The following is a 13449-nucleotide window of genomic DNA, read 5'->3' as shown; positions in this document are numbered from 1 at the left end:
CGTCGGCGCGCTCGGCGCGGGCGGCGCGCACGCCGGGCTGCGCGCCGCCGTGGCCGGGTTCGCGCCGGACGTGCTGCACGTCCAGTTCGCGGTCCCGGCCTTCGGGGCCCGCACGCCCGCGCTGGTGCGCTGGCTGGAGGAGCTGGCGCGCGGCCCGGTCCCCGTCGTGACCACCATGCACGAGGTCACCCGCGACACCGCGCTGCTGCGCGGCCCGGGACGGGCGCTGTACCGGCGGATCGCCGAGCGCAGCGACCGGATCGTCGTGCACACGCGCGGGGCGCTGGACAGCCTCACCGGGCCGGTCGGCGCTCCCGCCGGCCGGGCCGGGATCGTCCCCCATTTCTCCACCCCGCCGCCGCGGGCCGTCAGCACCTCCGCCGACCTGCGCGAACGGTTCGGCCTCGACGGCGACCGGGTGCTGCTGGCCTTCGGGTTCATCCATGTCGACAAGGGCCTGGACGACCTCGTGGCGGCCCTGGCGCTGCTGCGCCGCCGCTCCCCGGCGACGCTGCGCGGCGTCCGCCTGGTGGTCGCGGGGCAGGTCCGGCCCCGCAGCGGCCCGTTCCGCCTGTTCGAGGCGCGCGACCGCCTGCACCTGGGGCGGGTGCGCCGCCTGGCGGCGCGCGGCGGCGTCGCCGACCGGCTGGTGTTCACCGGGTTCGTCCCCGACGGGGACATCGCCGCCTGGTTCGACGCGGCCGAGTGCGTGGTGCTCCCCTACCGCAAGGCCGAGCAGAGCGGCGTGGCCAACCTGGCGCGGGCCTACGGCGTCCCGGTCGTCGCGACCACCGCGGGCGGGCTGGCGGAGCTGTTCGCCGGCTCCCCCTGGACCGCGCCGCCGCGCTCCCCGGACCGCCTGGCCGACGTCCTTCGGCGGTTCCTGTCCGCCGGGGTCGAGGTTTCGTCCTATTCTGAGTCGCTTGTCGCTCAGCCGTCCCGCCCGGCCGCCGCACCCCCGGCGGCCCCGGGGACGGAACTCGGCGAGGTCGCCGCCGCCACCGCGGCGCTGTACCGAGCCGTGCACGGCCACCGCCAAGGAAGAAAGCGCGATGCCCCCTAGCCTCACCGTCGTCCTCTGCTCGCTCAACGGCGCCGACCGCATCGGCCGCACGCTGGACGCGCTGGACGCGCAGACGATCCGCGCCGACCTGGAGATCATCGTCGTCGACGACGGCTCGGCCGACGGGACCGGCGACCTCGCCCGCGCCCGCGGCCTGACCGTCCTCCGGCACGAGCGCAACCGGGGCCTGTCGGCCGCCCGCAACACCGGCGCCCGCGCCGCCAAGGCCCCCGTCGTGGCCTTCCTCGACGACGACTGCGAGCCGGTTCCGCGGTGGGCCGAGCTCCTGCTGGCCGGGTACGACGGGCACGACGTCACCGGCGTCGGCGGTCCCGTCGTGCCCGTCGTCGCCGGCACCGGGTTCCTGGCGCGCTACGTCGAGCGCAACAACCGGCACGAGCCCCTGGAGCTGGAGCTCACCACCAGCCAGGCCCTGCCGTACCGGTTCTGGCTGTACCTGCGCGACCAGTGGCGGACGCCGCGGCCCGGGCCGCGCCGCGACGTCTACTCCTTCACCGGCGGCAACATGTCCTTCCGCCGCGACGCCCTGCTGGAGGTCGGCGGCTTCGACGAGCGCTTCCGGTTCGGCTCGGAGGAGGAGGACCTGTCGCGGCGGCTGCGCCGCGCGGGCCACACGCGGATGGTCTTCGACCCCGAGGCGTCGCTGACGCACAGCTTCGCCCCGACCCCGCGCGGCCTGCTGCGCCGCAGCCTCGCCTACGGCAGGGGCAACGCGATCCAGTACCGCAAGTGGTCGGGGGTGCGGCCGACGCTGTTCCCCTGGCCGGTGCTCGTGCTGACGCTGCTGGTGGGGTCGCTGCGGGCCCGGCCGCTGGCCGCCGTCGCCGCGCTGCTGCCACTGGTGCTGTACCCGCGCGGTCTGCGCGACGCGGTGCTCGGGCGGACCCCCGAGGCGCTGCTCGACCCCTATCTGGTCCTGGCGCAGGAGGCGTCGGAGAACGTCGGGTTCGTGCGCGGCGCGTGGGCGTTCCGGGACATGCCCCGCGAGCCCCGCTCCGAGCCAGGGAAGGCCGAGTGATCGACGTTCGCCCCCCGGCGCGGACACCGGCCCCGCTCCCCGCACCACCGCCACGGCACCGTCCCGGCACGGTCGAGTGGCTGATCTTCCGCCGGGTCGTGTACTACGGCGCGGCGCTGACCCTCATGACGGTCCTGTCGCTGCTGCGGGACGTGTGGGTCGCCCAGCTCGCCCTCGTCCCGATGCTGCTGACCGTGCCGGGCCTGCTGCTGCTCAACGCGCTGCGGGTCCCCGGCACGTCGGTCGCGCTGTTCCCGCTGTACGTCCCCGCGTGCTCGCTGATCGTGCTGCTGACGTCCGGGCTGGGCGTGAACCTGGTCGGCGCGCAGCTCGGCGTGGACGAGCCGCTGCGGCCCGCGCCGCTGCTGATCGGGTTGCAGCTCACCTGCCTGGTGCTGCTGCTGGCCGGGACCACCGCGCCGCTCAGCACCGCCATCCCCCGCCCGGCGCTGCCGTCGGCGCGGTGGCTGGCGCTGTCGCTGACGCTTCCGCTGCTGGCCGTGGTGGGGGCCCTGCGGCTCAACCACGACCACGGCCCGGCACTGGCGATCGTGGCCCTGGCCTGCTGCGGGGCCGTCCTGGTCTGGACGGCGATCCGCGCGGACCGGCTGGACGTCACCCGCATCTCGGTGCTGCTGTTCGCGGTGTCCCTGGCGATGATGTGGGGCTACTCGCTGCGCAGCGACCTGGTGTACGGGTTCGACATCTCCATCGAGTACTCGGTGGTGACCAAGACGATCCAGGACGGGGTGTGGCAGATGCACCCCCACCCCGACGCCTACGGCGCGATGCTGAGCATCACGGTCCTGCCCGCCCAGCTGCACGCCCTGACCGGGATCGACCCGGTGCTGATCCTCAAGCTGGCCTACCCGGCGGCGTTCGCGATGTTCGTGGTGGGCGTGTTCAACCTGGCGGTCCGCTTCCTGCCGCTGCGCTGGGCCACCGTCACCGCCGCCTACGTGCTGGCCCAGGGCGGCGTCTCCCAGCAGCTTCCCGCGCTCGCCCGGCAGGAGGTCGCGCTGCTGCTGTTCCTGGCGCTGAGCGCGGCCCTGCTGGAGATCAGGATGCCCCGGCCGCCCCGGCTGGCGCTGGTGGTGATGTTCGGCCCGGCCCTGGTCGTCTCCCACTACTCCTCGGCGTACTTCGCGCTGATGATGCTGGTCGGCGCGGTGGTCGTGCAGATCCTGCTGGGCCTGGTCAAACGCACCGCGGCGATCCGCTGGACGGTCGCGGCGGCGCTGGTCACCACCCTGGGCAGCGCCGCGCTCTGGTACGGGCCCATCACCCAGTCGGCCTCCAACGTCGGGCAGCTCCGCAACGCGATCAGCTCTGACGGGCTGCAACTGCTGCCGCACGGCAAGGGCAAGGGACTGCTGGCCGCCTACCTGTCCAGCGGCGAGGGCGCCGTCATCCCCGCCGCCGAGTACCAGAAGCAGGTCGCCGCCTCCTACGCCGCCAAGCGTCCCTGGGTCAAACCGCACCAGGCGGCGGCCGACCCGCGCTACGCGTTGCGGGACAAGCCCGTTCCCAAGCCCGCCTCGCGCATCGTCCCGATCAGCATGATGCTGAACCTCGGCGTGCTGGTACTGGCCCAGCTGGGCAACCTGCTGGCGCTGGTGGCCGCCGCCCTGATGGCGTTCCAGCGCCGGTCACCGGGACTGACCCGGCAGGTCGGGCTGCTCGCCCTCCCCGCCCTGGGCGCGCTGGTGCTGTTCCGGCTCTCCGGGACGCTGTCCAGCACCTACAACCAGGGACGCGCCCAGATCCAGGCGCTGACGCTGGTGTCGGTGGCGCTGTTCTGGATGCTGCACCAGGCCGCGCCACGGCTGCGCCGGATCCTGCCGCGCGCCTCCGCCGAGCGACGGGACCGGCTGGCCTGGAGCGTCTTCGCCGCCGCCGTCCTGACCATCTTCGTCAAGACCAGCGGGCTGTCCGCCGTCGTGCTCGGCGGTCCCGCCGCCACCAACCTCACCTCCCGCGGCGAGGACCACGAGCGCTTCTACCAGCACCGGTCCGAGCTGGCCGGGGCGCAGTGGCTGGCGGCGCAGATCGCCGACAACCGCGACATGGTCTACTCCGACCGCTACGGGCAGGTGCGGCTGTTCACCCAGCTGGGCGCGTGGCGGCCCGGGATGATGACCGACCTGGCCCCGCAGGCCCTCAACGAGAACGCCTGGATCTACGCCAGCCGCGTCAACGTGGTGCAGGGCCGCGCCCGCTCCAGCGTGGACAACAAGCTGGTCTCCTACACCTTCCCGGCCGAGTTCGTCAGAAGCCACTACGACCTCGTGTATACGAACGGATCCTCCGAGGTGTACCACCGATGATCTCCATCGTCGTCATCAGCAAGGACGAGCCCGAACTGGACGCCACCCTGTCGGGGGTGGCCGCCGAGGCGGCGCGCTCCGCGGAGCCCTGCGAGATCGTCGTGGTGGACGCCTCCGAGGGCCGACTGGACCACCTGGCCGCCGCGCACCCCGGGGTGCGCTGGCTGCGCTACGACCGTCCGCCGGGCGTGCGGGTGTCGATCCCGCACCAGCGCAACGTCGGGGTGCGCGCCGCCGACGGCGACGTGGTGGTGTTCACCGACGCGGGCTGCCTGCCCGCCGAGGGCTGGCTCGGCGAGCTGCTCGCCCCGCTGGCCAAGGACGGCGAGGACGTCGTCGCCGGGGTCGCCACCGGGCCCGCCGGCCACGCGGGGCTCTACGACCGCGACGCGCTGCGCGTCCCGGAGTACCTGGAGGAGTGCCCCACGATCAACCTGGCGTTCCGGCGTTCGGTCTTCGACGCGGTGGGCGGCTTCGACGAGTCCTTCGAGTACGGGTCGGACGTGGACTTCTCCTGGCGGGTCACCGCGGCCGGGTACCGCATCCGCAGCGCGCCGGCGGCGCGGGTGGTGCACGACTGGGGCGACCGGCGGCGGCAGGCGCGCCGTTCCTACGCCTACGGCAAGGCGCGGGCGCGGCTGTACCTCAAGCACCGCTCCCGGCTGCCGCGCCTGCCCAGGACCGAACCGATGGTCGTGGCCTACCCGGTGTACCTGCTCGGACTTCCCGTCGCGGTGGCCGCCGCGGCCGTCGCCCCGCCCTGGTCGGTCCTGGTGCTGCCCGGCTACCTGGCGCTGCTGCTGGTCCCCGCCTGGCGCAACCGGCGCAACGGCGCGGCCCGCGTGGTCGTCGACCACCTGGTCTACGGGGCCGGGGTGCTCGCCGAGACGGCCGGGCGGTTCCGCCGGTGAGGATCCTGGTCATCCCCCGTGACGCCAACCCCTACCAGGAACTGCTGTACGGCGAGCTGCGGCGGCGTGGGGCCGTCGTCCGTTACGCGGGTGAGCTGACGCCCTCGCACACCCTCAACCTGCTCCTGCTGCCGTGGGAGCTGCTCCGGCACCGGATCACCGGCGGGCGGCTGGTCCATCTGCACTGGGTGTTCGCCTTCGCCCTGCCCGGCGGGCCCCGCACGCGGCGGCTCGCCCAGACGTGGTTCGCGCTGGTGCTGTTCCTGTCGCGGGCGCTGCGGCTGCGCCTGGTGTGGACGGCGCACAACGTGCTGCCCCACTCCCCGGTCTTCGCCGACGACGTCGCGGCCCGCCGGCTGCTGGTCCGCCGCAGCGACCTGGTGATCGCGCACTCGCGGAGCGCGCTGGAGGGCCTGGCGTCGATCGGCGCCGGGCCCGCCCGCGCGGTGGTCGTCCCGCACGGCCCCTACCCCGCCCCGCCGGTGCCGCCGCCCCGTGCCCGCGGACGCTTCCTGTTCCTCGGCGCGGTGGCCGAGTACAAGGGCGTGGAGGACCTGCTGGCCGCGTTCGCCCGGCTGCCCGGGGACGTGACCGCGTCGCTGGTCGTCGCGGGCTCCTGCGCGGACCCCGCGCTGGCGGCGCGGCTGCGGGAGGCGGCGGCCGCCGCGGGCGGCCGGGTGACCCTGCGGCTGGAGCGGATCCCGGACGCCGAACTCGCGGACCTGTACGCCGCCGCCGACGTCGTGGTGCTGCCGTTCCGGCGGATCACCACCAGCGGCAGCGCGCTGCTGGCGCTGTCGCACGGACGCCCGCTGCTGGTCCCGGACCTGCCCGAGCTGGCCGAGCTGCCCGCGGCGGCCCTGCGGCACTACGACGGGAGCGTCCCCGGCCTGGTCCGGGCCCTGACCGAGCTGGCCGGCGCCGACGAGGCCACGCTGACGACGATGGCCCGGGCCGCGCTGGCGCACGTGCGCGGGGACGGCTGGGAGAAGATCGGGGAATCGACGATGCGCGCCCTGTCCGGACTGCTGGCCGCCGGCCGTTCCCCGCTGCGGGAGGGGCTGCGCAGACGGCTGCGGCGCCTGTCGCAGGACGCCCTGTACCGGGGCTCGGTCCTGCTGCTGGCCAACACCGCGGCGCTGGCGGCCTTCGGGTTCCTGTTCTGGACGCTGGCGGCGCGCTCCTACCCGCCGGCCTCCGTCGGCTGGCTGGCCGGGGTGACCGCCGGGGTGAACCTGCTGGCGACGGTGGCGTCCCTGGGACTGCCCAACACCGTCATCCGGCACCTGCCGCGTGCCCCCGAGCCGCGCACGCTGATCCGGGCGGCGGTGGCGGCGGTGGCGGTCATCGGCGGCACGCTGGCCCTGGCCGTGCTGCTCGTCCTCGGCCCGCTGCTGCCCGGCGGCGGCCCCCACCTCGGCGGCGACCTGCGGGCGGTGCTGCTGGTGGCGCTGCTGGTGGTGTGCACCGCGGCGGGCGGCGCCCTGGACGCCGGGCTGATCGCCACCCGCGCCACCGGGGCGCTGCTGGCCAAGAACCTGGTCGGCAGCGTCAGCAAGGTCGTGGCGCTGCTGGTCCTCACCCCGTTCGGGCTGCCCGGGCTGATGGTGGCCTACGGGACCGGCACCGTGCTGGCGGCGCTGCTGGGCGGGATCGCGCTGACGCGGCGGCTGCCGCGCGCCGACGACCGGGGGTCGCGGCGGCAGACGCTGCGCCGTCACCTGTCGTTCTCGCGCGGCAGCTATCTGGGGACCGTGTTCGGCATCCTGCCCAGCACCGTCGTGCCGCTCCAGGTGCTGGCGATCTCGGGCAGCCGGCAGACCGCGTGGTTCGCGGTGGCGTTCCAGCTGGCGGGGTTCCTCAACTTCATCCCCTCCACCGCCGCGCAGGTGACGTTCGCCGAGGCGCAGCGGGGCGCGCTGCGCCGCCAGCTGCTCAAGGCGATCAAGGCCGTCTACGGGATGCTGCTGCCCGCCGTGCTGGTGATGCTGGTGGCCGCGCCGTGGCTGTTGCGGGTGTTCGGCGACGGCTACGCCGAGTCCGCCACCGCCTGCCTGCGGCTGCTGGCCCTGGCCGCGCTGTTCAGCGCCGGCACGTACCTGGTGGACGCCGCGCTCATCGCGCGGGACCGCACCGGCGCCTACATCCTCATGAACGGCGTGAACGCCGCGCTGGTGCTGACCTGCTGCGGTCTGATGCTGCCCGCCGGGCTCACCGCCGGGGCGCTGGGCTGGGTCATCGCGCAGGCGGTCTCGCTGGTGATCGGCGTGGTGGTGCTCGCCACCAGCTTCGACCTGCGCCGCCCGCGCCGCGCCGCGCCGTCCCCCCGCCCCCTGGAGCGACTGTGACCGCCACCTCCACCCCCGCGGCGCGGCCGCCCGTGGCCTCGGGTGGCCGCGGGTCGCGGCTCTCCGGCTCGCCGGTCGCGGTCGCCCTGCTCACCTGGCTGGTCGCCGGTGCCCTGGCGGCGGCGGTGCCGCCGCTGCTGGATCCGGACCCGTTCGCGGGGGCGGGGCGTCTCCTCCCGGCGGCGGTCGGGGCCGTGGCGGTCGTCCTCGTCACGGTGCCCGCGCTGTGGCGGGGCAGGCCGTGGATGTGCGGGCTGGCGGTGGGGCTCTTCGCGGCGTTCACCGTGCTGGTGCTGCGCGCCGCGCTGCACGGCACCCCCTATGCCTACGAGGGGGTTCTCGGTGACACCGGGCGGCTCACCGCGATGGCCAACCGGTACACCACCGAGTGGGCGGCGGTGGACGGGACGGGCACCGGGGTGCGCACCGAGTACCCGCCGCTGTTCCCCTGGCTGATCGGCAAGGTGTCGGCGCTGTCGGGCGTCCCGGCCTGGCGGCTGCTGGCGCCCGCCGAGATCCTGACGGTGTCGGGCTCGGTGGTGGCGGGGTTCGCGCTGTGGCTGCGGCTGGTGCGGGCTCCGGCCGCGGCGGCGCTGGCGGTGGTCTCCCTGCTGGCGATCGGCACCCCGAACACCCTGGGCGCGGCCAACAAGGCCTACGAGGTCATCGCGCTGGCGGTGACGGTCCCCTGGCTGCTGCTGGTGGCGGGCGCCCCGCCGCGGGGCCGCCCGCACTGGCTGCCCGCCGGGCTGGTCGGCGGCTTCCTCCTGCTGGACTACTACGCCTATGTCGTGTTCTGCGCCGCCGGGCTGCCGGCGCTGGTGTGGCTGGTGGCGCGGTCGGAGCGCGACGCCGGGCGCTACCTGCTCTACCTGGTCAGGGTCGTGGCCGTCGCGCTCGCCTGCGGATCCCTCTACCTCGCGCCGTACCTGTGGAACTCGCTGGTGCACGGCGCCGAGCAGGTCAACGACACCTACCAGCCCGTCTACGCGCTCCAGGCCGTGATCCCCTTCCTGCAGCCGACCCTCCTCGGAGCGGCCGAGCTCGCCGGGCTGGTGGGGCTGCTGGTCCACCGCCGGGCCTGGTGGGCGATGCCGATGTGGGCGATCCTGGGCGGCTGCTACGTCTACGTCGGGGTGAACGTGGTCCGCAACCACCTCTCCGGGCACACGGGGCTGTTCTACTACGCGGGGTTCGTCATCAACGCGGTGCTGCTGGCGGCGCTGGTCCTCGCGGTGACCGAGGCGGCGCCACGGCTGGTCCGCCGGTACGGCCCCGCCCCGCGGTCGCGGCTGGTGGCCGGGGCGCTGGCCGGGTGCCTCACCGCGTGCGGGGGGCTCTACTTCGTGAGCAACCAGCCGTCGATCTCCCCCGGCGGGTTCCTCGCCTACGCGCACATGCAGCCGCTGCCGGACGGCAGCCGGCCGCGGTTCGCCGCGCGGGCGGCCCGCGCCTTCGAGCCCGACGCCCACTACGCCGACCGGCTCGGGTTCCCCCTGGCGGAGGTGCTGCGAGGGGTGGACGGCGCGCTGGGCCGGAACGCCCGGCCGCGCATCCTGGCGTCCGACGAGATGGTCTTCGCCTTCCGTCCCTGGCGCGGTTACCTGTCCATGGACCGGGGGCCTCGGGCAGCGCGCTGCAACTGTGGGACCTGCGGCTGGCCGAGCTGCGGCGCGTCGCCGCCGCGCGCGACCTCGCGGACGGGTCGGCCCGGACCCGGTTCGGGCCGATCGACGTGTTCGTGCTGCGCCGGGAGGGCACGGCGTTCGTCTGGCGCTCCAAGCAGGGCCACGAGGTCCGGTTCGAACGGCGGCTGTTCGACCCGGCGCGCTTCACCGTCTCGCCGCTGCCGAACGGCCACGTCCTGGTGATCCGCAAGGGCCTCAGGGCGCGGTGAGGATCGCGGCGCTGCCGTAGCTGCCGCCGAACCCGGTGCACAGGGCCACGCCCGCGCCGGGGACCTGGTTGGTGCCGGTGCCGCGCAGCTGGCGGACGGCCTCGGCGACGTTGTTGAGGCCGTGGACGTACCCCTCCGACAGCAGGCCGCCGTGCGGGTTGACCGGGACGCGGCCGTTCCAGGCGATCTCGCGGGAGCCCAGCGCGGCGGCCAGGTCGCCCCGGCCGACCAGGCCGAAGTCCTCCAGCTGGCGCGGGACCAGCCAGCCGTAGGCGTCGTAGAGGAGCGCGACGTCGATGTGGTCGGGCTTCATCCCGGCCGCCTCGTACAGCGGCGCGGCCAGATGGCCGGAGAAGATCCGGGTGACGTCGTCGGCCCGGTCCATGGCGGACGCGCCGGGCCCGCCGCCGCGCACCACGGCGTGGATGCGGGGCGCGTCGGGCGCGCGCTCGGCGCGGGTGACGACCAGCGCGCACGCGCCGTCGGTCTCCTGGCAGCAGTCCAGGCGGCGCAGCGGCGCGGCGACCATGGGACTGGCCAGGTAGGCGTCCAGGTCGAGGCGTTCGTGGCGGATCGCCCGGCCGTTGCGGAACGCGTGCTCGCGCGACTGGGCGACGACGGCGTGGGTGTGGACCTCGGTCAGGCCCGTGTCGTGCAGGTAGCGCTGGGCGGCCAGGGCGAACTGGTGGACCGGGCCCGCCATGCCGTAGGGGTGGGTGAACTGCTCCTCGGTCCCCTCGCCGAGCTTGAGGCCGAGGGCGTTCATGCGGGTGCCGGAGCGGCCGTTCAGCGCGCGGTAGACGAGGACGTTCCCGGCGAGCCCGGCGTCGATGAGCATGGCGGCGTCGGCGAGGACCGAGGCGGACTGGGTGCCACCGCCGTAGATCTCGTTGTGCCAGCCGATCTCGGGCATGCGCAGCTCGCGGGCCACGTAGAGCACGGGGGCGGAGTCGCCCAGGTGGTAGCTGAGGATGGCGTCGGGACGGTCGATCCCGGCGTCGTCGAGGGCGGCGCGGGCGGCCTCGACGGCCAGCTGGAGCTCGGTGCGCCCGGAGGCGCGGGTGAGCGCGGTCATGCCGACGCCCGCGACCGCCGCCCGGCCGGAGAAGCCCTGCCTGCCGGAGTGCCCGCCTGCCAACGCGCTCCCTCGGGTGGTGCCGCCCGCCGGAGAAGGGGCGCGATCCGACCCCGACGGGCGGCGACTGGGGGCCGGATCCGCGGGGGAACGGCCCGGCCTCGGTGCCTCGCAGGCGACGCTAACCCGAAACCGGCCTTCTAGACAAGCGCTTGCTCGGTATCCTCAGTCGGAGATCCGGATCAGCCGCCGCTCCACCGCGGCGGTGACGGCGGCGGTGCGGGTCTCGACGCCGAGCTTGCCGAAGACGTGGACCAGATGGGTCTTCACGGTGGCCTCGCTGATGAACAGCCGCCTGGCGATCTGCCGGTTGGACAGCCCGGTGGCCAGCAGCTCCAGGATCTCGATCTCGCGGGGGCTGAGCGCGGGCGCGGGGTCGCGCATCCGGTTCATCAGCCGGGTCGCGACCCGGGGCGACAGCGCGGTCTCGCCGCGCACGGCGGTGCGGACGCCCTGGAACAGCTCCTCCGGCGGCCCCGCCTTCAGCAGGTAGCCCGACGCGCCGACGTCGATGGCCCGCGCGATGTCGGCGTCGGAGTCGTAGGTGGTCAGCACCAGCACGCGCGGCGGGTCGGGCAGCGCGAGGATGCGGCGGGTCGCCTCCACGCCGTCGATGCCCTCGCCCAGCCGCAGGTCCATCAGCACCAGGTCGGGCCGCACCAGCCCGGCCTGCCGGACGGCGTCCTCGCCCGTTCCGGCCTCGGCCAGCACCGCGATGCCGGGCTCGCCCGCCAGCAGCGCCCGCAGCCCGGCCCGCACCACGGGATGGTCGTCGGCGATCACCACCCCGATCACCGGGCCGGTCGGGCCGCCGGTCGGGCCGCCGGTCGGGTCGTGCGGGTCGGTCGGGTCGGTCACGGCAGGCTCCTCGGGATCGTGGCGGCGACGACGGTGCCCTCGCCGGGGGCGCTCTCGACGGCCAGGTCGCCGCCCGCCCCGGCGACGCGCTCGCGCATGCCGCGCAGGCCGTAGCCGCGCCCCGGCCGGGGGTCGGCGCGGGCGGGGTCGAAGCCCACGCCGTCGTCGGCGACGTCCAGCGACACCGCGTCGTCGAGATAGCTCAACGTGATCACCACGTGCGGGGCGGCGGCGTGCTCGCGGGCGTTGGCGACGGCGCTCTGGGCGACCCGCAGCAGGGTCTCCTGCGCCGCCGGGGCCAGCGGGTACTCGACGCCGTCCACGCGGAACGCGGCGTTCTCGCGGTCGGCGAGGGCGCGCAGCGCGTCCGGCAGCGACCCGGCGGCCAGGTCGGGCGGGGCGAGGGCGCGCACGAACCGCCGCGCCTCGGCCAGGTTGGCGGTCGCGGTGTCGGCGGCGCGCCGCACGTGGGCGCGGGCGGTCCCGGGGTCGTGGTCCCACTCGCGGTCGGCGGCCTGGAGCAGCATCCCCATGCTGGTCAGGCCCTGGGCGAGGGTGTCGTGGATCTCGCGGGACAGGCGCTGGCGCTCCGCCAGCACCCCGGCGGCGCGCTGCGCGGCGGCCAGCTCGTCGCGGGTGCGGACCAGGTCGTCGACGATCCGCTGCAACGCCAGGAAGATCGTCGCGGTCGTCCCGGCCGCCGCGACCGGCACCAGCACCAGGCTCGGGTCGAACCGGTCCGACAACCGGACCTGCCCGGCGACGAACGCGGCCGTCAGCACCGCCACCAGCGCCAGCGCCGCGCGCGGCGGCAGCAGCCGCAGCGCCACGAAGAACAGCGGGATCGCGCACCACCCGAAGCTCGGCGCGGACAGCGCCAGCGCCAGCCAGCACGCGGTCACCGCCGCCAGCCACACCGGCCGGCGCCGCCCCAGCGCGTCCCACCACACCATCCCGGCGGCGTACAGCACGGCCAGCGCGCCCGCCAGCGCGAGCCGCACGGCCGTCCCCCCGTCCAGGCCGTGCCGGACCACGAACCGGGACGCCGAGGCGGCCAGCAGCAGGAAGAACCCGGCGTGCATCGCCCACTGGATGCGCCGCTCCACCCCCGTCATGTCCCCCTCCCTCGATCTCACGCTACTTCAGCGTCCGCGACCGGCCCGGGCCGGGACATCAACCGATCGGTTGATAGCGGGTTCCACCGGTTCCACGATCACCGCCGGGCCGGTGGCGGCCAGGCTCGATGGCATCGGAACACGACCTGAGGAGCACCGATGCAGAAGATCCAGAAGATGAGCGCCCGGACCCGCACCGTCGCCGGGATGACCGCCGGGCTGGCGCTGGTCGGCGGAGTGGTCGGCGTGTCGGCCGCGCAGGCGGCCCCCGCCGCCCCCGCCGCGGGCAAGGCCGCCTCGGCCGTGCGGCAGGTCACCGTGCTGCGGACCGACGCCGCCATGAAGATCGCCGACGCCGTGCAGAAGGAGGCCGCCAGGCAGAACCAGCGCGTGGCGGTCGCGATCGTGGACCGCTCGGGCGACCTGCGCCTGGTGGTCAAGGGCGACGGCGCCGGGCCGCAGACCGTCGAGTCGGCCAAGCGCAAGGCGTTCACCGCCGTGGCGTTCGGCCAGCCGACCTCCAAGCTGGCGGGCAACGCCACCGGCAACGGCCCGACGGTGAAGGACATCCCGGGCACGCTGTTCCTGGCCGGGGGCGTGCCGGTGGCCTCCGGTGGCGCCCCGATCGCGGGCGTCGGCGTCGGCGGGGCGCCCAGCGGCGCGATCGACGAGGCCATCGCCCAGGCCGGGCTGAAGGCCGTGCAGGGCCAGCTCGGCTGACGACCGCACGGGGAGGTCCGGCCGGGCCTCCCCCGC

At 75.3% G+C, this 13449-nt stretch carries 10 protein-coding genes; 7 read left to right on the top strand and 3 right to left on the bottom strand.

From position 1 onward, the window contains the following. From AKI01S_RS37335 to AKI01S_RS37310, 6 genes are all read left to right on the top strand, one after another. The coding region (locus AKI01S_RS37335; protein ID WP_067829020.1) for a glycosyltransferase at nt 1–1063 on the top strand (1063 nt) is incomplete at its 5' end. Continuing rightward, a complete protein-coding gene (locus tag AKI01S_RS37330) occupies nt 1053–2102 on the top strand; it encodes a glycosyltransferase family 2 protein (protein WP_067829018.1) in 1050 nt (349 codons plus the stop codon). The genes AKI01S_RS37335 and AKI01S_RS37330, both read left to right, overlap by 11 nt. Next, on the top strand, nt 2099–4429 hold the full coding sequence (locus tag AKI01S_RS37325; RefSeq protein WP_067829015.1) for a hypothetical protein: 2331 nt from the start codon (nt 2099–2101) through the stop codon (nt 4427–4429). The genes AKI01S_RS37330 and AKI01S_RS37325 overlap by 4 nt, the downstream gene beginning before the upstream one ends. After that, entirely contained in the window at nt 4426–5340 is a 915-nt protein-coding gene (locus AKI01S_RS37320; protein WP_067829011.1) for a glycosyltransferase family 2 protein, read from the top strand. Before AKI01S_RS37325 ends, AKI01S_RS37320 begins: the two co-directional genes overlap by 4 nt. Next, on the top strand, nt 5337–7688 hold the full coding sequence (locus AKI01S_RS37315) for a glycosyltransferase (protein ID WP_067829007.1): 2352 nt from the start codon (nt 5337–5339) through the stop codon (nt 7686–7688). The genes AKI01S_RS37320 and AKI01S_RS37315 overlap by 4 nt, the downstream gene beginning before the upstream one ends. After that, complete coding sequence (locus AKI01S_RS37310; protein WP_067829004.1) at nt 7685–9559, top strand: arabinofuranosyltransferase; 1875 nt, start codon at nt 7685–7687, stop codon at nt 9557–9559. Before AKI01S_RS37315 ends, AKI01S_RS37310 begins: the two co-directional genes overlap by 4 nt. 12 nt (nt 9560–9571) lie before the next feature. On the opposite strand, the gene AKI01S_RS37305 is transcribed toward AKI01S_RS37310, so the two are convergent. From AKI01S_RS37305 to AKI01S_RS37295, 3 genes are all read right to left on the bottom strand, one after another. After that, on the bottom strand, nt 9572–10660 hold the full coding sequence (locus AKI01S_RS37305; protein WP_067829030.1) for a thiolase C-terminal domain-containing protein: 1089 nt from the start codon (nt 10658–10660) through the stop codon (nt 9572–9574). A 225-nt stretch (nt 10661–10885) separates the two neighbouring features. Continuing rightward, nucleotides 10886–11512, bottom strand: a complete 627-nt coding sequence (locus tag AKI01S_RS37300; protein WP_067829027.1) for a response regulator — start codon at nt 11510–11512, stop codon at nt 10886–10888. 62 nt (nt 11513–11574) lie between these two features. Continuing rightward, the gene (locus tag AKI01S_RS37295) at nt 11575–12693 is read right to left on the bottom strand and encodes a sensor histidine kinase (RefSeq protein WP_157420438.1); all 1119 of its coding nucleotides are present in this window, start codon (nt 12691–12693) and stop codon (nt 11575–11577) included. Between the two features lie 159 nt (nt 12694–12852). Between AKI01S_RS37295 and AKI01S_RS37290 the strand changes: the two genes are divergently transcribed. Then, nucleotides 12853–13413, top strand: coding sequence for a GlcG/HbpS family heme-binding protein (locus AKI01S_RS37290; RefSeq protein ID WP_245681934.1), 561 nt, complete (start codon nt 12853–12855; stop codon nt 13411–13413). Nucleotides 13414–13449 lie beyond the last annotated feature (36 nt).

It is taken from the genome of Actinomadura kijaniata NBRC 14229 (assembly GCF_001552175.1).
GTDB classification, from domain to species: domain Bacteria; phylum Actinomycetota; class Actinomycetes; order Streptosporangiales; family Streptosporangiaceae; genus Spirillospora; species Spirillospora kijaniata.
The sequence above is the reverse complement of the archived record's forward strand: the minus strand, read 5'-3'. Positions and strand labels throughout refer to the sequence as shown.

What these genes read in the sequence shown, in the direction of transcription:
- AKI01S_RS37330 (WP_067829018.1), top strand. Translation starts at nt 1,053, where the DNA reads ATGCCCCCTAGCCTCACCGTCGTCCTCTGCTCGCTCAACGGCGCCGAC.
- AKI01S_RS37320 (WP_067829011.1), top strand. Translation starts at nt 4,426, where the DNA reads ATGATCTCCATCGTCGTCATCAGCAAGGACGAGCCCGAACTGGACGCC.
- AKI01S_RS37305 (WP_067829030.1), bottom strand. Translation starts at nt 10,660, where the DNA reads ATGACCGCGCTCACCCGCGCCTCCGGGCGCACCGAGCTCCAGCTGGCC.
- AKI01S_RS37295 (WP_157420438.1), bottom strand. Translation starts at nt 12,693, where the DNA reads ATGACGGGGGTGGAGCGGCGCATCCAGTGGGCGATGCACGCCGGGTTC.
- AKI01S_RS37290 (WP_245681934.1), top strand. Translation starts at nt 12,853, where the DNA reads ATGCAGAAGATCCAGAAGATGAGCGCCCGGACCCGCACCGTCGCCGGG.